Origin of the sequence: Burkholderia aenigmatica (genome assembly GCF_048627025.1) — a bacterium.
Lineage (GTDB): Bacteria > Pseudomonadota > Gammaproteobacteria > Burkholderiales > Burkholderiaceae > Burkholderia > Burkholderia aenigmatica.
This window is the reverse complement of sequence record NZ_CP184468.1, coordinates 3606300-3628041: the sequence shown is the minus strand read 5'-3', so window position 1 is coordinate 3628041 and position 21742 is coordinate 3606300. Positions and strand designations below refer to the sequence as shown.

Here is a 21742-nt window from a genome sequence, read left to right as displayed (position 1 = left end):
CTCTTTTAAGCGACTGATCGGTTGGCCGCGCGACGTCGTTGCGTGCGCAAGCGCCTGAGCGTTGTCGCGACTGGAGAACGACCGCTTTGCACAGCATTCGGGGGGCGCAGCAGCGCCACCCTGGGTCGACCGCCGTGGGGTTGGCGTAAGCGCTGAAGCGCTAACTCCAACCAGCCACGCCATGGGATCCGGGTAGGCGCTAAAGCGCCAACCCGGATCGACAGGAGACACGATGAACCCCACCGACGCCCTACCGCCCGGCATCGTCTTCGCGCAGCCTTTGACGCCGGTCGCCAACTCGCTGCTGCTGTCCTTCCTCGTCGCCGCGATCCCAATTGCGGTCGCGCTGATCGCACTCGGCGTGCTGCGCCGCCCCGCGTGGCAGGCCTCGCTCGCCGGGCTTGTCGCCGGTCTCGCGGTCGCGATCGGTGCGTGGGGGATGCCCGCCGGGCTCGCGTTCAACGCGGTCGGCGCCGGCATGGCGCTCGCGGTCGTGCCCGTGATGTGGATCGTCTTCAACGCATTGCTGCTGTACAACATCGCGGTGAAGTCGGGCCGCTTCGACCAGTTCCGGCAATGGATGCTCGACAACCTGCCCGACAATCGCCGTCTCGTGCTGCTCGTCGTCGCGTTCTCGTTCGGCTGTCTGCTCGAAGGGATCTCGGGCTTCGGCACGCCGGTCGCGATCACGAGCGCGCTGCTGATCGCGCTCGGTTTCCCCGCGCTCGAAGCGCTCACCTATACGCTGTTGTTCAACACGGCGCCGGTCGCGTTCGGCGCGCTCGGCGTGCCGATCACCGTGCTCGGCGCGGTGACGTCGCTGCCGCCCGCGACGCTCGCGCAGATGGTCGGCCGCCAGCTGCCGTTCTTCGCGTTGCTGCTGCCGTTCTACGTGGTCGGCGCGTACGGCGGCCTGCGCTCGATCTCGAAGCTGTGGCCCGCGCTGCTCGTGTCGGGCGGCAGCTTCGCGATCGCGCAGTTCGTCACGTCGAACTTCCTCGGCTACCAGCTCACCGACGTGCTGTCGTCGCTCACGTCGCTGATCGTCACGATCGGCTTCCTGCAGGTGTGGAAGCCGCAGCCCGATCCGCAGTACGCACTCGCGCGCAGCGTGCCCGCAACGGCCGGCGCCGCGCGCGCGGGCTTCGGCGGCTGGCTGCCGTGGCTCGTCGTGTCGGTGGTCGTGATCGTCTGGGTGCACGCGAACATCGCGGCGATCGGCGACGTGAAGATCAAGTGGCCGGGCCTGCACAACGCGGTGTTCGTGTCGCTGTACCACAAGCCCTATGCGGCGATCTGGGACTTCCAGCCGCTCGGCACCGGCACCGCGATCCTGGTCTCGGCGATCATCACGGCCGCGCTGACGCGCACCGGTGTGGGCGCGTTCTTCGAATGCGTGGTCAAGACCTGGCGGCAGACATGGATCGCGATCGTCACGGTGATGATGATCGTCGGGCTCGCGTACCTGCTGAACTACTCGGGGATCAGCTACACGCTCGGCACCGGCGTCGCGTCGACCGGCGCGCTGTTTCCGCTGGTGTCCGCGTCGCTCGGCTGGATCGCGGTGTTCCTGTCGGGCAGCGACACGTCGGGCAACGCGCTGTTCGGCAACCTGCAGGTGGTCGCCGCGCGGCAGCTCGGCCTCGATCCGGTGCTGATGGCCGCGACCAATTCGTCGGGCGGCGTGATGGGCAAGATGATCTCGCCGCAGAACATCGCGACGGGCGTGTCGACCACCGATCTGAAGGGGCAGGAGGGCGTCGTGTTCGCACGCACCTTCTGGCACAGCGTGATCCTCACGCTGCTGCTCGGCGTGCTGGTGTTCCTGCAGCAGCACGTACTGACGTGGATGATTCCGGCGCTGCCGAAATGATGTGAGCGCAACGACAGAGGGAAGGCGCGGGAAAAGCGCCACGTAAAGTGCGGAACCGGTGAGCGCGCGGCAAGTCAGCGCGCGTTCGCCCGCCGCGCCGTTCGTCCCGCTTCATCCGCCCCGGCCGCGTCGCTGCCGGCCGGCAGGATGCACGCGAGGAACGCGTCGATCGCGGGGCTCTGGCGGCGCGCCTTCAGGTAGTACACGTATTCGTCGATCGTCGTGTCGACGCCGCGCAGCGCGATCACGCGCAAATCCGGGTGACGTTCGGCCTCGCCGAGCGGAAACAGGCTGCCGCCCACCCCATGCAGGATCGCCTCGCGGATCGCTTCGCGGCTGCCGATCTCGGCAACCGAGACGGCCGCGACACCGGCCGCCTCGAGAATCGTCTCCGTGCAGCGGCGCGTGACCGAGCCTTCCTCGCGAATCAGCAGCCGCACGTCGGCGAGCTGCGCCGGATCGATCGCGTCGAAGCGCGCGAGCGGATGGTTGCGATGCACGACGAGCACGAGCGGGTCGGTCGAGATCACCTTGCGTTCGAGGCCGTCGGCATCGTTGCGCTGCGACGAGACGGCGAGATCGATGCGGAATTCCTGCAGCGCCTGCAGGATCTCCTCGGAGTTGCCGATCCGGCACGTGAGCGCGATCGACGGATGCGCGTTCGAGAAGCGGCCGACCGCCTCCATGATGTAGTACGGCCCCGTCGCGCCGATCCGCAGCTGGCCTTCGAACAGGCCGCCGACGTTGCGCAGCATGATGTCGGCCTGCGCTTCGAGCGCGATCATCTTCTCGACGAGCGGCAACAGCTCGATCCCCGTCTCGGTGACCTCGAGCTTGCGGCCGCTGCGGTAGAACAGCTCGACGCCATACACCTGCTCGACCTGCCGGATCTGCGCGGCAATCGTCGGCTGGCTCACGCCCAGGTGACGCGCGGCGCGCGTGATGCTGCCCTGCCGGACGGTCGCGTGGAACGCCTTCAGCTGATCGAACACGACTCGGCTTCCCCCTCTGTATCGCGCGTCAGCGTAGCGCATGCGTATGTCGGCCGGATGAAAGGCGCGTCGTGTGCCACTTCGAAAAAATTCTTGTGGGTAACCCAAAGAAACCTGCGGTAACCGGTCACGGCCGGGACATGCCGATGCGGGGTAATAGCGGCGACGCAAACCGCCGGCCCCGCTCGACTGGCGCCCCCACTCCTACCGACAACAGGGTTCTCTTCATGTCCTCGAACAATCGACGCGATTTCCTGCGCCTCGCCGCGCAGTCGGCCGGCGCGATGGCCGCCTACGCAGGCTTCCCGCCCGCGATCCGCAATGCGCTGGCGATGCCGGCCGCCTATCGCACGGGCACGATCCGCGACGTCGAACACGTCGTGATCTTCATGCAGGAAAACCGATCGTTCGACCATTACTTCGGCGGGCTGCGCGGCGTGCGCGGCTTCAACGACCCGCGCCCGCACCTGCTGCCGAGCGGCGCACCGGTGTGGCAGCAGCCGCCGGCGTCGGTGTTCACGAAGAACTACCATTCGCGCGGCCTCGATCCGTCGGCGCCGTACGTGCTGCCGTTCTACCTCGATCCGAAGCAGACGACCGAATTCCAGCCGGGCACCAACCACGGCTGGAGCAGCGGCCACCTGTCCTGGAACAACGGCCAGTGGGACCAGTGGGTGAACCAGAAGCAGGACGTGCTGACGATGGGCTACCTGAAGCGCCAGGATCTCACGTACCACTACGCATTGGCCGACGCGTTCACGATCTGCGATTCGTACTTCTGTTCCGCACACGCCGACACCGCGCCGAACCGCATCTACCTGTGGACCGGCACGGTCGACCCGCGCAACATCTACGGCAACCCGCCGAACGGCCCGGGCATTGGCGAGCGCGACGACGTGAACGGCTACACGTGGACCACCTACGCGGAACGCCTCGAGAACGCGAAGATCAGCTGGAAGGTGTACCAGGGCGGCACGGGCATCCCGGGCGACCCGACCGACAACTACACCGACAACTCGCTGATGTTCTTCAAGCGCTTCCAGGTGAAGGAAGGCGCGAGCGGCCCGCTGGTCGACAAGGGCGCGTCGGACCACACGCTCGCCGAGCTGAAGGCCGACGTGCAGGCGAACCGGCTGCCGCAGGTGTCGTGGATCGTGTCGCCGTACAAGTACAGCGAGCACCCGCAGGCGTCGCCGACCGACGGCGCGTTCTACATCAACATGGTGCTCGAGGCGCTCACGTCGAACCCGGAAGTGTGGGCGAAGACGGTGTTCATCCTCAACTACGACGAAAACGACGGGCTGTTCGACCACGTCGTGCCGCCGGTACCGCCGGTGACGAGCGGCGTGGGTGGCCAGGGCATCGTGTCGTCGAACCTGCTGTCGAATCTCGGCGACGAGCTGCTCGACCTGAACAAGTACCCGGGCGAAATGAGCCCGCTCGTGCCGGGCGCCGACCCGGGCGGGATCCAGCCGATCGGCCTCGGGCCGCGCGTGCCGCTGATCATCATCTCGCCGTGGACGAAGGGCGGCTATGTCTGCTCGGAGACGTTCGACCATACGTCGGTGCTGCGTTTCCTCGAAGCGCGCTTCGGCGTGAAGGAGCCGAACATCAGCGCATGGCGCCGCTCGATCTGCGGCGACCTCACGTCGGCGTTCGACTTCTCCGCACGCCCCGACACGCGCACGGTGAGCTTCTCGGTGCCGCAGCACATCGCGACCGCCGGCCAGGCGTACCAGGTGCCCGCGCAGCAGTCGATGCCGGCGCAGGAGCCCGGCACGCGTCCGGCGCGTGCGCTGCCGTACGAGCTGTTCGTGCACAGCCGGGTGAGCGGGCACGACGACAGCGTGTCGCTCGACTTCGCGAACACCGGTGACGCAGGCGCGGCGTTCTACGTGTACGACCGCCGCAACCCGACGACGCCGCCGCGTCGCTACGCGGTATCCGCGCATGACCGCTTCGTCGATACGTGGAACACGTCGGCCGCGCGCGGAGATTACCATCTCGCGGCATACGGCCCGAACGGTTATCTGTGCGAGTTCCAGGGCAACACGCGGCTCGCGGCGGACGGCCGCCACGCGAACCCCGAAGCGCGGATCGGCTACGACGTACGCAACCGCCACGTGTATCTGCAACTGCGCAACAGCGGGCGCGCGACGTGCCGCGTGACGGTCGACAACGCGTACAGCCATGCGCATGCGCGCACCTACACGCTGGAGCCGGGCGAGCGCGTCGAGGATCACTTCGAGCTGTCGTCGAGCCACGGCTGGTACGATCTGACGATCACCGCGACGACGCTGCGCGGCGGCGACGACAAGGTCGTGCGCCGCTTCGCGGGCCACGTCGAGACGGGCCGGCCGAGCCAAAGCGATCCGGGGCCGGTGAAGCACACGACGGCCTGACGGCCGGCACGCGTCGCGCGATACGGGCGAGGTCGGCCGGTCGCGCGACTGCCGCCTGCCGGGTGCGTTTCGGTTGTGTTCCGGCAGGCGGAATTGGTTTTTGGAAACTGAAAACTGTTGACAATGTGACGGGCCGAGGGTATATAAGGATCATTCGCCGATATGGCGCCCTCGATTTCTACCGCAGCCTTGCTGCCTGCCCGACCATGACAGCCCCGAACGCGCTCAGCGCCATCGAACTCCTGCAAAGCCAGTCGCTCGCCATGATCGTCCAGGACATGCTCGAGCGCGCGATCGTCTCCGGCGAATACGCACCGGGCGAGAAGCTCAACGAAGTCGAGATCGCGACCAAGCTGAACGTGTCACGCGGCCCCGTGCGCGAAGCGTTCCGCGCGCTCGAACAGGCCGGCCTGCTGCGCAACGAGAAGAACCGCGGCGTGACAGTGCGCGTCGTGCCGCTGCGCGAGGCCGAGGAGATCTACGAAGTGCGCGCGATGCTCGACGAGTCGGTCGCGCGCGCGCTCGCGAAGCGCATCTCGCCCGACACGTTGAAGGTGCTGAAGGACATCATCCAGTCGATGAAGGACGCCGCGAAGACGCACGACGTCACGCGCTATACCGAGCTGAACGTGCAGTTCCACGACGCGATGGTCGTCGGCGTCGGCAATACGCATCTCACCGATACCTACCGCCGGCTCGTGCGCCAGCTCGGCCTGCTGCGCCAGGCCGCGATCGAGGCCGAGGAGGATGCGATCGCCGTGTCCGCCGCCGAGCACGACAAGATCGTGCAGGCGCTCGCGGGCGGCGATGAAGCGCAGGCGGTGGCGCTCGTGCGCGAGCACGTCTCGCACGGCCTCGAGCGCATGCGTCGCACCCATGAGCAGGGGCTGCCCGCGACGGGCAAGGCGGCGCGGGAAAAGACCGTGCGCGCGTAAGCGCCCGGCAACGCCCGCGCGGGTCGCCGCGCAAAAGCAAAGGGACGCTTCGAAGCGTCCCTTTTTCATTGCGTCTTCAGGTCATGCCATGCAGATCCTGCAAGTCGACGCATCGTCACGCCTTGTCGGCTTTCCCCGCCGCGCTCGCGAATTTCGCGAGCCACGTGTCGACAATTGCCGGCGGCCGGCTCTCGTCCTCCGCGCGCTCCTTGCGGCGGATCGCATTGCGCACGACGTGCGCGCCGACATAGCGGATCGGCTCCGGCGGGAACGCCCCAAGCGGGCCGCGCACGATCGGGCTGCGCGTCCACGCGTTGTCGAGGCCGAGCACGAGCGACGACAGGATCTGCCCGCCCATGTAGGTCGGCCCCACGCCGTTACCCGAGTAGCCGAAGCCGTAGAACACGTTCGGCGCGCCGTCGAGGCGGCCGAAGAACGGGAAGCCGGTGACGGAGCGATCCGACGGCCCGTTCCAGCTTGCAGTGACCGGCACGCTCGCGAGCGACGGAAAGAACTCGCGCAGGCTTTTCGTGAGCTGCGCCTCGTACGGTGAGCGCCGGTCGAACACGGGCGCGATGCGGCTGCGCCACGAGAACGTGTTGCCGCCCTTGCCGAGCATCAGCCGCCCGTCGGCGGTGGTGCGGTAGTAGTAGACGAAGATCCGCGAATCGAGCACCGACACGCCGTCCACGAGCCCGGTCTGCTCGAGCAGCTCGGGGCATTTCTCGGTGATGACCATGTCGCTCGACACGACCGCGATCGTGCGCTCGAACTGCGGGAAGCGGCTCGCCATCCACGCATTGATCGCGAACACGAGCTTGCCCGCGCTCACGCTGCCGGACGGCGTGCGCACGACAGCCGGCTGCCCCGGCGTGAAGTCGAGCATCGGCGTGCGCTCGTAGATCCGGATGCCCATCGCGAGTGCGATGCGGCGCAGCCCGCGCACGAGCTTGCCGGGATGCACGGTCGCGGCGATCGGCGAATAGACGCCGTCGAGATTGCGTGCGGAACCCGAGCGGCGCGCGACTTCGGCGGGCGGCAGCGGCTCATAGCTGTGGATGCCGCACGCGGCGAGTGCGTCGAGCACCGGCGCGAGCGTGCCGACCTGCGCGCGCGACGTCGCGGTGTACAGCGTGCCGTCGAGCCGCAGCTCGGCATCGATGTCGTGCGCGCGGCAGAAATCGGCGATGTGCTGTACGGCCGCTTCGGATGCCTTGACGAGCCGGATCGCCTCGGCTTCGCCGAACAGGCGCCGCAGCGTCAGGAATTTCGCGGACCACGTGAGCAGGCAGCCGCCATTGCGACCGCTCGCGCCGGCGCCGCACAGGTCGGCCTCGACGATCGCGATGTCGAGCGCGGGGTTCTGCTGCTTCGCCTGGATCGCGGTCCAGAGCCCGGTGAAGCCACCGCCGACGATGCACACGTCGGCCTGCGTCGCACCTTGCAGCGCGGGGGCGAGATCGCCGTCGTTGAACAGCGCTTGTTCGATCCAGAAGGGTCGCATCGGAGGGTTCTTCAAAAAGGGGCCGTGCCGCGCACGGCCCGAAACAACTGGCCGCCGCGTGCGAACGTGCACGCGGCGGGGACCATCACGTCACGTCGTCCTGCGTCGCGTCAGGCAGCCGCTTCGGCCGACACGCGGCGCACGCCCATCGCGCGCAGCGTGTCGGCGATCGCGGCGACGGCGCCCGGGATGCCGGCTTCGCCGAAGTGGCCGATGCAGCCGACCCGGAACGTCTCGACCTCGGTCAGCTTGCCCGGATACAGGATGTAGCCGCGCTGCTTGACCTCCTGATAGAACCGCTTGAAGTCGTAGTTCGGATCGTCCGGCGCATGGAACGTGACGATGATCGGCGCCTGGATCGCCGGATCGAGGAACGGCCGGAAGCCGAGCGCGATCATCCCGTCGATCAGCGCGCGATAGTTGCGCTGGTAGCGACCGCCGCGCGCGGCGAGCCCGCCTTCGTCGACGTATTGCGCGACGGCCGCGTCGAGCGCCGCGACCACGTGCGTCGGCGGCGTGAAGCGCCACTGCGTCGTGCGCTGCATGTAAGCCCATTGGTCGTACAGGTCCATCGCGAGCGAGTGGCTGTTGCCTTCGCAGCGTTCGAGCGCGCTGCGCTTCGCGATCACGAAACCGAGCCCCGGCACGCCTTCGAGGCATTTGCCGGATGCCGCGATCACCGCGTCGAACGGTGTCGTGCGCGCGTCGATGTCGATCGCGCCGAACGAGCTCATCGCATCGACGATCAGGGCGCGGCCTTGCTTCGCGACGACCTGCGCGATGTCGTGCAGCGGGTTCAGTACGCCGGCGCCCGTTTCGCAGTGCACGAGCGCGACGTGCGTGATGGTCGGATCGGCGACGAGCGCGCGCTCGACGTCGGCCGGATCGACGCGGCGATCCTCGCTGTAGTCGATCGTCGTCAGCTTGCGGCCGAGCACGCGGCAGATCTTCGCGATGCGCTGGCAGTACGCGCCGTTGTTCGGCACGAGCACGTGGCCGTCGCGCGGCACGAGCGTGCCGATGGCCGCTTCGACCGAGAACGTGCCGCTGCCTTGCAGCGGCACGCATTCGTGCGTGCCTTCGCCGTGCACGATCTGCAGCAGGCGTTCGCGCAGCCGCGCGGTGATCGCGTTGAAGTCGCTGTCCCACGATCCCCAGTCGCGCAGCATTGCGTCTCGCGTGGTGTCGGAGGTCGTCAGGGGGCCTGGGGTGAGCAGGATGGGCTGGGCGGCGAGCGTCATGGTGTCTCCTTGATGAAGTCGGGACGTCACGTGAATGCGGTGAAAAAATCAGTGGCGATGCGGGTTGCGCCAGGCCTGCGTACGGCGCAACAGTCGATGCGAGATGCACGCGAACAGCACGCAGGCGAACGACGACGTCGCGAGCACGAGCGTGGCCATCGCGGCGGCCGGGCCCATCTGGCCCGCGTCGTCGAGGTTCAGGATCGCGACCGACGCGGGCTGCGTGTCGGGCGAGTAGAGGAACGCGACGGCCGAGACCGTCGTCATCCCGTTGACGAACAGGTAGCGTGCGATCAGCAGGATCGCGGGCAGGCACACGGGCACGGTCACGCGCAGGAAGGTCTTGTAGAACGGCACCTTCAGCGACGCGGACACGGCCTCGAACTCGCTGTCGATCTGCCGGAGCGCGGTGACGGCGGTCAGGTGGCTCGACGCGTAGTAGTGCACCACCGTGACGATCGCGAGCAGCCACAGCGACCCGTACAGCCCGTTCAGCGGATTGCCGGGCGCGTTGAACAGGAAGATGTAGCTGATGCCGAGCACGAGCCCCGGCACGCCCATCGGCAGGATCGCGCACAGGGCGATGAAGCCGCGCAGCCAGCGTGCGCCGCGTGTTTTCTCGATCAGGTATGCGCCGCCGAACACGACGATCGTGCCGCCGAGCGCCACCGTCGCGGCCATCCGCAGGCTGTTCTTGTACGCGTCGAAGATGCCCGCGCCGATCAGCCCCATCTTGTAGTGCTGCAGCCCGAGGCTCATCTGGTACGGCCAGAACTTCACGAACGACGCGAACACCGAGATGCCGACCACCGCGATGAAGAACGCGCACACGAGCCCGCAGTACGCGAGCATCGCGGCGTCGAAGCCGTGCGACGGCTTCGGCTGGTACGGCGTCGAGCGTGCGCCGAGCTGCGACTGCTGGCGGCGGCGGATGAAGAAGTCGACGCCGAACGCGACGAGGGCGGGGCACAGCAGCATCAGGCTCACGACCGCACTGCGGTTGAAGTCCTGCAGGCCGATGATCAGCTTGTAGATGTCGGTCGACAGTACGTTGTACGAACCGCCGATCACGACCGGCACGCCGAAGTCATTGATGCACATCGTGAACGCCACCATCGTCGCGCTGATCAGCCCGTACTTCGCGCCGGGCAGCGTGATCGTGAAGAACTTGCGCATGCGGCTCGTGCCCATCGCGTCGGCGGCCTCGTAGAGCCGGCCATCGGCAAGCGACAGCGCGGTGACGAGGATCATCAGCACGTGCGGGAACGACGCGTACACCATGCTCAGCACGATGCCCGGCAGCCCGTAGATCGAATGGCCGTGCAGCAGCGGCTTCAGCAGCCCCGCGTTGCCGAACCAGTAGATGAACGACACCGCGGACAACAGCGTCGGCGCCAGCAGCGGCAGCAGCGCGACGGTCCGCGCGGCGTTCTTGAACGGCATGCACGAGCGGGTCAGCGCATATGCGAACGTGAACGCCATCGGCACGACGATCGACGTGACGAGCGCGCCGACCGTCAGCGAATGCAGCATCGAGCGCAGCACGCCGCTGTCCTCGAGATACTCGATGAAGTTGTGCGCGCCGACGAAACGCCCGTCCGCATCGACGAAGCATTTCTGCACGACGAGCGCGAGCGGCAGCAGCAGGAACATCGACATCAGCGCGGCCATCGCGAGGAGCGCGAGCTGCGCGATGCGGTCGTGCCAGTGCGTGATCTGCCGCACGTCGGCGGGGGCGGAGGCGCCGCGGCGGCGCTCGGTCAGGACGGTGCTCATTGCAGTCGCTCCTTCGCGCTCGGGAACACGCGGACATGCTCGCGATCGAGCGCGAGGTCGATGCGCGCGCCGGCCTGCACGCCGGTGCGGTCGACGTCGTGATACGACAGGTCGGCGACGATCTCCTGGCCGTCGAGCCCGTCGATCCGGAAGCTCACGCGGCAGAACGCACCGAGGAATTCGAGCTTCTCGACGCGGCCGGCCAGCACGTTGTCGGCCGTTTGGCCCGGCACGCAGATGCGCAGGTCTTCAGGCCGCACGTACACCGACACCGCCGCGCCCTGTGCAGGGCGGGCCGTGCCATGGCGGCAGTCGAGGCCGACCGTGCCCGCGCGCAGCGTGCCGTCCTGCGCGACTTCGGCGGGAATCGTGTTGACGCGGCCGATGAAGTCCGCGACGAACGGCGACGCGGGCTGCCGGTAGATTTCGAGCGGCGTGCCGATCTGCTCGATCACGCCGTGGTTCATCACGACGATGCGATCGGCCATCGACAGCGCTTCTTCCTGGTCGTGCGTGACCATGATCGTCGTCACGCCGAGCCGCTGCTGCAGCGCGCGGATCTCCTGGCGCAGCCGCACGCGCACCCGTGCGTCGAGTGCCGACAGCGGCTCGTCGAGCAGCAGCAGGCCGGGGGAGGTCGCGAGCGCGCGCGCCAGTGCGATGCGCTGCTGCTGTCCGCCGGACAGCTGGCCCGGATGCTTGCGATGGCTGTCGGGCAGGCCGACCAGCGCGAGCAGCGTGTGCACGCGCTCGTGGATCGCGTCGCGCTTCATCTTCCGGTTCACGAGCCCGTACGCGACGTTGTCGTACACCGTGAGGTTGGGGAACAGCGCGTACGACTGGAACACGATCCCGTAGTCGCGCAGTTGCGGCGGCAGCCGCGAGATGTCGCGGCCGTCCTGCATGATGTGGCCGGCGTTCTGCGTCTCGAGCCCCGCGATGATCCGCAGCAGCGTGGTTTTCCCGCAGCCGGACGGCCCCAGGAAGCAGATCATTTCGCCCTTCATCACGCTCAGGTTGATGTCGGTCAGGACCTGCGTGTCGTTGTACTGCTTCTCGATGCGTTCTACGCTCAGATAAGGTGCCATGCGCGCCTCCATGCTGGGGCGGCCCGGGGGCCGGATTCGACGACGGAAAGGGTGGCGCGGGGCGGCGCGCGGCGCGGCCCCGCTGCCGGTCGCGGCGTTACTGCTGCGTTTTCGAGCCGTAGCGCTTCTGCCACGTGTCGAGAATCGACTGGCGGTTCTTCGCCGACCACACGAAGTCGTTCTTCACGAGCAGCTCCGAGTAGTTGTCGGGGATGCCGGCGAGCTTCCGGGCGACACCCGGGTACGCGACGATCGCCCACCAGCGCGCGGTGATCTGGTTCGCGTCCTTGCTCGCCATGAAGTCGGCCAGCTTCTTCGCGGCATCGGGCTGCTTCGTCGTCTTCATGATCGCCGTGCCTTCCATGTCCCAGCCGAGCCCTTCCTTCGGGAACACGAGATCGATCGGCGCGCCCTGCGACTGCAGTTCGTGGCCGCGGAACTCGAACGAGATGCCGATCGGGAATTCGCCGGTGCCGGCGAGCGTGCACGGCTTCGAGCCCGAGTGCACGTATTGCGCGACGTTCTTGTCGAGCGCGTCCATGAATTTCCAGCCGCGGTCGTCGCCGAAGGTCTGCAGCCACGCGGTCACGTCGAGATAGCCGGTGCCGGACGAAACCGGGCTCGGCATCACGATCGCGCCTTTATAGACGGGCTTCGTCAGGTCCTCCCACGACGTCGGCTTCGGGATGCCCTTCGCCTGCGCGGCGACGCGGTTGTAGCAGATCGTCGCGCCCCACACGTCCATGCCGACCCAGTGCGGCGGCGTGTTCGCGTCGCTGTACTTGCGCGTGAGCTGGTCGAAGTCCTTCGGCGCGTACGGCATCAGCATCCCTTGCAGGTCGAGCAGCGTGAGGCTCGACGCGGCGAGGCCGAGCACGACGTCCGCGCGCGGGTTGTTCTTCTCCGCGAGCAGCTTCGCGGTGACCGAGCCGGTCGAGTCGCGCACCCAGCGGATCTCGATATCGGGGTTCGCTTTCTCGAACGCGTCCTTGTAGGGCTTCATCGCCTCGTCTTCCAGCGCGGTATAGACGAGCAGCGACGTCTTCGCGTGCGCCGCCTGCACCGCGCCGAGCGCGACCGCCGCGGCCAGTGCGAAGCGGGCCGCGCCCGCCGCCCATGCGTTCAAACGCTTGTCTACCGGCACTTCGTTCATCTTCAGACCCCTTGACTGTGGCGCCGCGGCACGCGGCGGATGAGTGGAGACCAGCCCTCTTGCTGCTACGTTGTTTTGCTTTCTGTTCTCTGCATGTTGTTGACAATCTACAAATCATCAATTTTAATGTCAAGCATGGAAAACACCTCCCTTCGGCGCGACGCGGGCGCCGACGGCTCTACCCTTCGAACTGAAAGGAATGAACGTCATGAATGAAACGCCTGTATCCGTGGAAGTGAACGGCCGCCGCTACAACTGGATGAGCCGGCCCGTGGTGGTCGTCTGCGTCGATGGCTGCGCATACGAATATCTGGAAGAAGCGGCCGAGGCCGGCGTCGCGCCGTTCCTGCGCACGCTGCTGAAGCCGGGCACGGCGCTCAAGGGCGAGTGCGTGGTGCCGAGCTTCACGAACCCGAACAACCTGTCGATCGTGACAGGCGTGCCGCCGGCGGTGCATGGGATTAGTGGCAACTACTTCTACGATCGCGACACCGGCGCCGAGGTGCTGATGAACGATCCGAAGTACCTGGTCGCACCGACCGTGCTCGCGACCTTCGCGGAGCAAGGCGCGAAGGTCGCGGTCGTCACCGCGAAGGACAAGCTGCGCCGCCTGCTCGGCAAGGGGCTGAAGGGCATCTGCTTCTCGTCGGAGAAGGCCGACGAAGCGAGCCTCTCGGAAAACGGCATCGACAACGTGCTCGAACTGGTCGGCAAGCCGGTGCCGAGCGTGTACAGCGCGGATCTGTCCGAATTCGTGTTCGCGGCCGGCGTGCGCCTGCTCGAGACGCGTCCGATCGACCTGATGTACCTGTCGACGACCGACTACGTGCAGCACAAGTGCGCACCCGGCACGGAAGGCGCGAACGAGTTCTACGCGATGATGGACAAGTACCTGCAGCGCCTCGACGAGCTCGGCGCGATCGTCGCGATCACGGCCGACCACGGGATGAACGCGAAGCACGACGATGAAACCGGCGAGCCGAACGTGATCTACCTGCAGGAACTGTTCGACGAGTGGCTCGGCGAGGAGGCGGCGCGCGTGATCCTGCCGATCACCGATCCGTACGTCGTGCACCACGGCGCGCTCGGTTCGTTCGCGACCGTCTACGTGCCGGCGACGGCCGATGCCGAGGCGCTGCGCGCGCGGCTCGCCGCGGTCGACGGCATCGAGGTCGTGCTGACGGGCGCCGAAGGCTGCGCGCGCTTCGAGCTGCCGCCGGCGCGGATGGGCGACCTGATCGTGATCTCGAAGCAGGACGTCGTGCTCGGCACGCGCCGCATCAAGCACGACCTGTCGGGCCTCGACGTGCCGCTGCGCTCGCACGGCGGGATCTCCGAGCAGATCGTGCCGCTGATCTTCAGCAAGCCGGTCGCGGGCGACGTCACGGGCCGCGCGCGACTGCGCAACTTCGACATCATCGACATCGCGCTCAACCATCTGCAGTGATGCGCACGCATCCGTAAGGGGACACACTCATGAACGCCATTGCAGCATCGACGGACGTCCGCGAGATTCGTCGCGAAGCACTGCGAATCGACGGCGAACGGATTCATCGGGACGCGGTAATCGAAGTGCGCAACCCGTACGACGGCTCGCTGGTCGGCACCGTGCCGAAGGCGACGCTGGACGACGTGCGGCGCGCGTTCGCGACCGCACGTGCGTACCGGCCGACGCTCACGCGCCACGATCGCGCGGCGATCCTGCGCCGCGCGGCCGATATCGTGCGCTCGCGCACCGCCGAGATTGCCGCGCTGATCACGGCCGAGGCCGGCCTGTGCATCAAGGATTCGACGTACGAAGCGGGCCGCGTCGCCGACGTGCTGACGTTCGGCGCCGGTGAAGTGCTGAAGGACGACGGGCAGATCTTCTCGTGCGACCTGACACCGCACGGCAAGAAGCGCCGCGTGTACACGCAGCGTGACCCGCTGCTCGGCGTGATCTCGGCGATCACGCCGTTCAACCACCCGATGAACCAGGTCGCGCACAAGATCGTGCCGTCGGTCGCGACCAACAACCGGATCGTCGTGAAGCCGTCGGAGAAGGTGCCGCTGTCGTGCTACCTGTTCGCGGACATCCTGTACGAAGCCGGCCTGCCGCCGCAGATGCTGCAAGTGCTCACCGGCGACCCGAAGGAGATTGCCGACGAGCTGATCACGAACCCGGCGATCGACCTCATCACGTTCACCGGTGGCGTATCGATCGGCAAGTCGATTGCGTCGCGGATGGGTTACCGGCGCGCGGTGCTCGAGCTTGGCGGTAACGATCCGATCATCGTGATGGAAGACGCCGATCTCGATGAAGCGAGCACGCTCGCGGTGTCGGGTTCGTACAAGAACTCGGGGCAGCGCTGCACCGCGATCAAGCGGATGCTCGTGCACGAGTCGGTGGCCGATCGCTTCACGGAGCTGGTGGTCGAGAAAACGAAGGCGTGGTCGTACGGCAATCCGGCCGATCCGTCGGTCGACATGGGCACGGTGATCGACGAGGCAGCCGCGAAGTTCTGCGAGCAGCAGGTGAACGACGCGATTGCACGCGGTGCGCGACTGCTGGTCGGCAACGTCCGCGACGGCGCGCTGTATTCGCCGACGGTGATCGATCGCGTGACGCCCGACATGCCGCTGGTGAAGTACGAGACGTTCGGCCCGGTGTCGCCGATCATGCGCTTCCGCGACATCGACGAAGCGATCCGGATGTCGAACAGCACCGACTATGCACTGTCGTCGTCGGTCTGCACGAACCGGTTCGACAGCATCACGCGCTTCATCACCGAGCTGGAAGTCGGCAGCGTGAACGTGCGCGAAGTACCGGGCTACCGGCTCGAACTGACGCCGTTCGGCGGCGTGAAGGATTCGGGGCTCGGCTACAAGGAAGGCGTGCAGGAAGCGATGAAGAGCTTCACGAATACGAAGACGTATTCGCTGCCGTGGTAAGCGACGTGTAATGCGGACGCGCCGGCTCGAAGGCCGGCGCGCGGAATGTCCCCCGGCGGGATGTGCCTGCGACGGGCGCCAGGCGACGGTCAATCGTCGTCGTCGTCGCGGTGATGTCGCCAGCCGCGATGCCAGCCGTTGTCGTGCCGGTAGCGGCGATAGCGATATTCGCCGTAGTACGGGCCGTAATAGACGGGCGCAGGCTCGTACACGACGGGCGGCGGCGTGTAGTAGACAGGTGGCGGCGCCTCGATCACCGGCCCCGGTACGCCGAAGTACACGCCGATGTCGGCATGCGCGAACGCACTTGCCGACAGGCAGGCGGCCGCGATGCCGAGCGCACTGGACAACAGGATGCGTTTCATTTGCCGTTCACTCCGCTCGTGGGGGCCAGGCCCGCGAGCAACAGGTTCACCTGTCTTCATGGTACGTAGCGCATGCCGAATGGGTGATACCGCGGTGTCGCTTCTGTAACCGCCGGTAACGAATCGTCGGACGATCGTCGTGCTGCATCGCGACGGATTTCATCTGCGGGATGAGCGTGGCTGGCCGGCGCGTTATTCGACGCGCTCATATCGATAGCCGATTTGCGTTTTTGCCGCGCTTCGACGCGTCGGTAGAATTCGCGGACCTCTCGAACGGCATGCATGTGCCGCGGGATCATTCCCTCCAATCATTCGGGGTCCGCACCATGAAATTCCTTCGCTCCATCCTGGTCGTCGCCATGCTGCAGGCCGTTTCGGTCACGAGCGCACTGGCTGCCGACGACCTGTCGCAGATCAAGTCGTCCGGCGTGTTCCGGGTCGGTACCGAAGGCACCTACGCGCCGTTCACGTACCACGACGAAACCGGCAAGCTGACGGGCTTCGACGTCGACATCGCGACCGCGATCGCGCAGCGTCTCGGCGTGAAGCCGCAGTTCGTCGAAGGCAAGTGGGACGGGCTGATCGCGGGTCTCGACGTGAACCGCTACGACGCGGTCGTCAACGAAGTGTCGATCACCGACGTGCGCAAGGCGAAATACGATTTTTCGACGCCGTACATCACGTCGCGCGCGGTGCTGATCGTGCGTGCGGACAACACGACGATCCGCTCGTTCGACGATCTCAAGGGCAAGAAATCCGCGAACACGCTGACCAGCAATTTCGGCAAGCTCGCGGCCGCGCACGGCGCAGATGTGGTGCCCGTGCAGGGCTTCAACGAATCGATCGACCTGCTGAGCTCGGGGCGCGTCGACGCGACGATCAACGATTCGCTGTCGTACCTCGATTTCCGCAAGCACAAGCCGGACGCGAAACTGAAGATCGCGGCGACCGACACGGGCGGCGCCAGCGACGCATCGGGCGTGCTGCTGCGCAAGGGCAGCCCCGCGCTGGTGGCCGCGATCGACAAGGCGCTCGCGGACATCAAGGCAGACGGCACCTACGCGAAGATCTCGCAGAAGTATTTCGGCCGCGACGTGTCGCAGCCGTGACGCGAGGTTGAACGATGCCGGCCTGGCTTCACCTGATGGCGGAATCGCTGCGGCCCCTGCTCGTCGCGGGGCTCGTGTTCACGGTTCCGCTCACGCTCGCGTCGTTCGCGATCGGCCTGCTGCTCGCCTTCGGCGCGGCGCTCGTGCGGCTGTTCGGGCCGCGCTGGGCGCAGGCCGCCGTGCGTTTCTACATCTGGCTGTTTCGCGGTTCGCCGCTGCTCGTGCAGCTGTTCGTGATCTTCTACGGCCTGCCGAGCGTCGGCATCGTGCTCGATCCGCTGACGGCCGCCGTGATCGGTTTCTCGCTGAACGTCGGCGCGTACAACGCCGAGGTGATCCGAGGCGTGATCGAATCGATTCCGAAGGGGCAGTGGGAGGCCGCGTACTCGATGGCGATGACGCGCCCGCAGGCGCTGCGCCGCGCGATTCTGCCGCAGGCCGCGCGCGTCGCGCTGCCGGCGCTGTCGAATGCGTTCATTTCGCTCGTGAAGGACACGTCGCTCGCGGCGGTGCTGACCGTGCCGGAGATCTTCCAGGCCGCGCAGCGCATCGCGGCCGTGACCTACGAGCCGATGATTCTCTATACGGAAGCCGCGCTGATCTATCTGCTGCTCAGCTCGGTGCTGTCCACGCTGCAGCGGCGCCTCGAAATCCGCTTCGGCCGTCATGCGCTGTTCCAGGCGGAGTGGCGATGATCCGGCTCGAACGCATCGACAAGTCGTTCGGCACGCATCGTGTGCTGCACGGGATCGACCTCGCGTTGCAGCCCGGCAGCGTGACGGCGCTGATCGGGCCGTCCGGCAGCGGCAAGAGCACGCTGCTGCGTTGCGTGAACCTGCTCGAAGTGCCCGAGGCGGGCGCGCTGACGGTCGGCGATGCACGCATCGACTTTTCGCCGGCGCACCGGCCGGCGCGCGACGCCGTATTCGCGGTGCGTCGCCAGACCGGCATGGTGTTCCAGAACTTCCAGCTGTTTCCGCACCTGAGTGTCGTGCAGAACGTGATGGAAGGGCTCGTCACCGTGCAGCGCTGGCCGCGCGAACGGGCCCGCGAACGCGCGCTCGCGCTGCTCGAGAAGGTCGGCATCGCGGACAAGGCCGACGCGTGGCCCGGCACGCTGTCGGGCGGCCAGCAGCAACGCGTCGCGATCGCACGTGCGCTCGCGCCGTCGCCGCAGGTGCTGTTGTGCGACGAGCCGACGTCAGCGCTCGATCCGGAGTTGTCGGTCGAAGTGGTCGAGGTGCTGCGCCAGCTCGCGCGCGAAGGCACGACGATGCTGATGGCCACGCACGACCTGCGCCTGGCCGCATCGATCGCGCACGATGCGGTGTTTCTCGCGGAGGGCCGCGTCGTCGAGGCCGGCGCGTCGCGCGACCTGTTCGGCGGCCCGCGCGATCCGCGCACCGCGAAGTTCATCTCGACGCTCGCGCAGGGCGTGCCGGTGTTCTGACGCGACCCGCGACCAGCATTACCGGCGGCGTCAACCTTGCCCTGATCCGTCGAGCACCGCCGCGACGATCGCCTCCGGCGCATCTTCCTGCACCAGGTGGCCCGCGCGCGGCACCCTGATCAGCTGGCCGTTCGCGATGCGATCGGCCAGCGCCTGCCCCTGTTCGAGCGGAATCCACGCATCGTCCTCGCCCCACACGATGCGCACCGGAAAGTCCGGCGGCGCATAACGCGCCTCGGCTTCCTCGATGTAGCGCTGGCGCATCTGCGCGATCTGGCGATAGAACGCGGCCTGACCGTCGGGTGTGAGCCACGGCGCGCGGTAGATCGACAGCGCGTCGTCGCTCAGCGGCCGGGCGACCGCATTGCCGAGATAGGCAGTCACGAGTGCGTGATGCGCATACGCGGGCAATCCGGTGAAGGCGGCTTCGTGCTGCGCGACGTGGCGCACGAACGGCGAACCCTGCGGCGCGATCGCGACCGGATTCACGAGCGTGAGGTCCGCGTAGGCGATGCCGTCGAGGAAGTGCGCGCGCAGCACGGTTGCGCCGCCGTAGTCGTGCGCGAGCACGCGCGGGCGTGAAATCTTCCACTCATCGAGCATCGCGCCGAACAGCCCGTTCTGGCGGCCGAGCGATACATCCGCGTCCGGCATGTCGGATTGACCGTAGCCGAGCAGGTCGTAGAAGAACACGCGATGACGCCGCGCGAGCCACGGCGCGATCCGGCGCCACACCTGCGACGAAAACGGCGTGCCGTGCACGAGCACGAGCGGCGGGCCTTCGCCGAGCGAGCCCCAGGCAATCCGGTGGCCTTCGAACATGAAGCGGTTGGCGAGTTCGAGCATCGGCATCTCCGTGCTAACCTGTTTTGGTTGTTAACAGGTTACTCCGGATCGTCCGGGTGTGAAACCGATAGGTGAAATTAAATGGTTACTCGATACGAGCCTGAGCGATCCGCGCACGAATGGGGTGCGGCCGATTTCGTCGGCGGCCATCCGGCGCTCGACTTCCTTAATACGGTGGCCGACACGGGCAAGACGCGCGACGCGGACAAGCTCGTCGACTGGCCGGCCGTGCATGCGTGGGCGGAGCAATCGGGGCTGTTGGCGCCGACCGATCTGGCGCGGCTTCTGCGTCATGCGCGGCAGGACGGTGCGGACGCATTGGCCGCACTGCATCGTTTTCGCGAGGATGCGTACGTCGCGATCGCGCACCTGACGGCCGGAAGCGGCGGCGGCACGGCCGGCGCGCGCGCGGCGGACCGGCTCGCCGTCGCGATTCGCGAGGCGATCGGGCGTAGCGCGTTCGATGCGGTCGACGGCCGGTTCGCATGGCGGCCCGACGCGCGCGCCGCGTCGCGCTGGGTCGATGCAGCTGCGCTCGGCTTCGAGCAACTGCTGCGCAGCGACGATTTCGCGCGGGTGCGGCAGTGCGGCCGGTGCACGTGGTTCTTCGTCGATCGCGGCCGCGGCGTCGGGCGCCGCTGGTGCGACATGCGCACGTGCGGGAACCGCGCGAAGGTGGAGGCGTTCAGGGAGCGGTGACGCGCGCGCCGAGCCGGTTGCCGTGCCACGCGGTGCGCGGCCGGCGCGCGAGCGTCATCGAGCGGCTTCGTGCGGCGGGTGTTCCGGCCAGAGCGTCACGGCGATGAACAGCCCGGCGGCGAGGAACGGCGCGCCGATCACGAACAGGATGGCCGTGAGGCCCCAGCGATCCCAGAAGCGGTCGACGATCGCGCGCTCGGGGGTGACGGGGTCGTACAGCACGTTGACCGCTTCGCCTTCGTGCAGGCCCGGATGCGACGACGCCGAGCCCTGGGCGAACGTGATCTGGCGTCCGCTGTCGGTCGTGAACGCGACGATCGCCGAATACAGCGACGTGCGCGAGCGGGTCGAGCGCGCGTTTTTAGCGATCTCGACGACATGGCCGGTCGAACGCGCATAGTGGTGGACGATCTGCCACTGACGCAGGCCGGCCGCGCCGGCACCGGCGACGAAGCCCGTGCCGATCGCGATCGGAATCAGCACGATCGCGATATCCCAGCGGCTCCGCGCGTGCTTGCGGGCAGGGCGGGCCGGCGGCGGGGCGGACGACCGGCGGCGGCGTTCGCCGACGATCAGGAGGCCGCCGATCGCGAACGACGCGATGGCGAGCAGCGCCGGCACGGCGGCTGGAAACCAGCGTTGCGCGAAATCGTCGATCAGTGCGGGGCGTTCGGGGTGGGTCGGGTCGAGCCATACCTCGACGTTCTCGCCGATGTCGTAGGCGGGGACGGTCGATGCGGTATTGCCGGCGACTTCGCGGCGCTGGCCGTCGTTCGCGAGGTACGCGACGATCGGCCGATACGCGCGCATCGCGTCGCTGTCCTGCACGATGCGCACGACGGTGCCCGGCGCCCGAACCAGCTGGCCGGTCGCCTGGCCGGCCGTGACGGCGAGCATGCCAGCCAGCACGAGCAGCAGGACGCCGAGCGCGATTGCGACGAGCGCGTCCTTACCTGGCATGACCGGATCCGGTTCGTGCGTCGCACTGCGGATGCCGGCGTGATCGGGGGAGTGGCGTGTCCCGACGGACTCGCCGATATCGGCGCAACCAGGCTCTCTGAATGGTCGCGTCTCGGTTACATGCTTCCATGTGTGACGTCCCATGTTCTCTCAGTGCCGGCGGGCAAACGGCAGTGCCTGCGCCGGTCGTGTGATATTTGTCGGACGATTCTAGCGGAAACGATGCGGAACGGGCGTGCGGTGGCGTACTGCGAAAGGGGGGGGGCGCGTCGCGAGTGCGGCGGCGGAAAAGGAAAAAGCCCGGTCAGCTTTCGCTAACCGGGCTTCGGAATTCCTGGTGGGGCGTGAGTGACTCGAACACTCGACCTACGGATTAAGAGTCCGCTGCTCTACCAACTGAGCTAACGCCCCCAACAGA

18 protein-coding genes and 1 tRNA gene are annotated in these 21742 nt (G+C 67.3%); 9 read left to right on the top strand and 10 right to left on the bottom strand.

The annotated features are described in order from the left end of the window. The first annotated feature begins 232 nt into the window (after positions 1–232). Positions 233–1873: an L-lactate permease gene (locus ACN8ZM_RS16930; RefSeq protein WP_420210353.1), complete on the top strand. Its 1641-nt coding sequence runs from the start codon at positions 233–235 to the stop codon at positions 1871–1873. Positions 1874–1947: 74 nt separating this feature from the next. Here ACN8ZM_RS16930 and ACN8ZM_RS16925 read toward each other — a convergent pair whose 3' ends face one another. Further along, positions 1948–2865, bottom strand: coding sequence for a LysR family transcriptional regulator (locus tag ACN8ZM_RS16925; RefSeq protein ID WP_420210352.1), 918 nt, complete (start codon positions 2863–2865; stop codon positions 1948–1950). Between the two features lie 227 nt (positions 2866–3092). On the opposite strand from ACN8ZM_RS16925, the gene ACN8ZM_RS16920 reads away from it, so the two are divergent. Further along, complete coding sequence (locus ACN8ZM_RS16920) at positions 3093–5267, top strand: phosphocholine-specific phospholipase C (protein ID WP_420210351.1); 2175 nt, start codon at positions 3093–3095, stop codon at positions 5265–5267. Positions 5268–5473: 206 nt separating this feature from the next. Further along, positions 5474–6202: a phosphonate utilization associated transcriptional regulator gene (locus ACN8ZM_RS16915; protein ID WP_420210350.1), complete on the top strand. Its 729-nt coding sequence runs from the start codon at positions 5474–5476 to the stop codon at positions 6200–6202. Positions 6203–6317: 115 nt separating this feature from the next. Here ACN8ZM_RS16915 and ACN8ZM_RS16910 read toward each other — a convergent pair whose 3' ends face one another. From ACN8ZM_RS16910 to ACN8ZM_RS16890, 5 genes are all read right to left on the bottom strand, one after another. Then, positions 6318–7706, bottom strand: coding sequence for an FAD-dependent oxidoreductase (locus tag ACN8ZM_RS16910; RefSeq protein WP_420210349.1), 1389 nt, complete (start codon positions 7704–7706; stop codon positions 6318–6320). 110 nt (positions 7707–7816) lie between these two features. Next, complete coding sequence (locus ACN8ZM_RS16905; RefSeq protein ID WP_420210348.1) at positions 7817–8947, bottom strand: 2-aminoethylphosphonate--pyruvate transaminase; 1131 nt, start codon at positions 8945–8947, stop codon at positions 7817–7819. Between the two features lie 48 nt (positions 8948–8995). Continuing rightward, entirely contained in the window at positions 8996–10723 is a 1728-nt protein-coding gene (locus ACN8ZM_RS16900) for a putative 2-aminoethylphosphonate ABC transporter permease subunit (protein WP_420210347.1), read from the bottom strand. Beyond that, on the bottom strand, positions 10720–11811 hold the full coding sequence (locus ACN8ZM_RS16895) for a putative 2-aminoethylphosphonate ABC transporter ATP-binding protein (RefSeq protein ID WP_420210346.1): 1092 nt from the start codon (positions 11809–11811) through the stop codon (positions 10720–10722). The genes ACN8ZM_RS16900 and ACN8ZM_RS16895 overlap by 4 nt, the downstream gene beginning before the upstream one ends. A 97-nt stretch (positions 11812–11908) precedes the next feature. Further along, positions 11909–12964: a putative 2-aminoethylphosphonate ABC transporter substrate-binding protein gene (locus tag ACN8ZM_RS16890; protein WP_420210345.1), complete on the bottom strand. Its 1056-nt coding sequence runs from the start codon at positions 12962–12964 to the stop codon at positions 11909–11911. Between the two features lie 208 nt (positions 12965–13172). Here ACN8ZM_RS16890 and phnA point away from each other — a divergent pair, with 208 nt between their 5' ends. Then, entirely contained in the window at positions 13173–14411 is a 1239-nt protein-coding gene (gene phnA / locus ACN8ZM_RS16885; RefSeq protein WP_205823866.1) for a phosphonoacetate hydrolase, read from the top strand. 29 nt (positions 14412–14440) lie between these two features. Continuing rightward, complete coding sequence (phnY, locus tag ACN8ZM_RS16880) at positions 14441–15895, top strand: phosphonoacetaldehyde dehydrogenase (RefSeq protein WP_420210344.1); 1455 nt, start codon at positions 14441–14443, stop codon at positions 15893–15895. Between the two features lie 89 nt (positions 15896–15984). On the opposite strand, the gene ACN8ZM_RS16875 is transcribed toward phnY, so the two are convergent. Continuing rightward, a complete protein-coding gene (locus ACN8ZM_RS16875) occupies positions 15985–16260 on the bottom strand; it encodes a hypothetical protein (RefSeq protein ID WP_301770180.1) in 276 nt (91 codons plus the stop codon). A gap of 326 nt (positions 16261–16586) precedes the next feature. Here ACN8ZM_RS16875 and ACN8ZM_RS16870 point away from each other — a divergent pair, with 326 nt between their 5' ends. From ACN8ZM_RS16870 to ACN8ZM_RS16860, 3 genes are read left to right on the top strand one after another with little or no spacing between them, the layout of a single operon-like run. Further along, the gene (locus ACN8ZM_RS16870; RefSeq protein ID WP_420210343.1) at positions 16587–17369 is read left to right on the top strand and encodes an amino acid ABC transporter substrate-binding protein; all 783 of its coding nucleotides are present in this window, start codon (positions 16587–16589) and stop codon (positions 17367–17369) included. Positions 17370–17383: 14 nt separating this feature from the next. Further along, the gene (locus ACN8ZM_RS16865; protein ID WP_043184753.1) at positions 17384–18064 is read left to right on the top strand and encodes an amino acid ABC transporter permease; all 681 of its coding nucleotides are present in this window, start codon (positions 17384–17386) and stop codon (positions 18062–18064) included. After that, complete coding sequence (locus ACN8ZM_RS16860; protein WP_175025768.1) at positions 18061–18819, top strand: amino acid ABC transporter ATP-binding protein; 759 nt, start codon at positions 18061–18063, stop codon at positions 18817–18819. Before ACN8ZM_RS16865 ends, ACN8ZM_RS16860 begins: the two co-directional genes overlap by 4 nt. Positions 18820–18849: 30 nt before the next feature. Here the strand turns inward: ACN8ZM_RS16860 and ACN8ZM_RS16855 are convergent, their stop codons facing one another. Continuing rightward, the gene (locus tag ACN8ZM_RS16855; protein ID WP_043185187.1) at positions 18850–19665 is read right to left on the bottom strand and encodes an alpha/beta fold hydrolase; all 816 of its coding nucleotides are present in this window, start codon (positions 19663–19665) and stop codon (positions 18850–18852) included. An 81-nt stretch (positions 19666–19746) separates the two neighbouring features. Here ACN8ZM_RS16855 and ACN8ZM_RS16850 point away from each other — a divergent pair, with 81 nt between their 5' ends. After that, entirely contained in the window at positions 19747–20364 is a 618-nt protein-coding gene (locus ACN8ZM_RS16850; RefSeq protein ID WP_301770185.1) for a CGNR zinc finger domain-containing protein, read from the top strand. A 54-nt stretch (positions 20365–20418) separates the two neighbouring features. Here the strand turns inward: ACN8ZM_RS16850 and ACN8ZM_RS16845 are convergent, their stop codons facing one another. Next, positions 20419–21468 (bottom strand): DUF3592 domain-containing protein, encoded by a 1050-nt coding sequence (locus tag ACN8ZM_RS16845; RefSeq protein WP_301770186.1) that lies wholly within the window; start codon positions 21466–21468, stop codon positions 20419–20421. 191 nt (positions 21469–21659) lie between these two features. Then, a tRNA-Lys gene (locus ACN8ZM_RS16840) sits at positions 21660–21735 on the bottom strand. Positions 21736–21742: the final 7 nt, after the last annotated feature.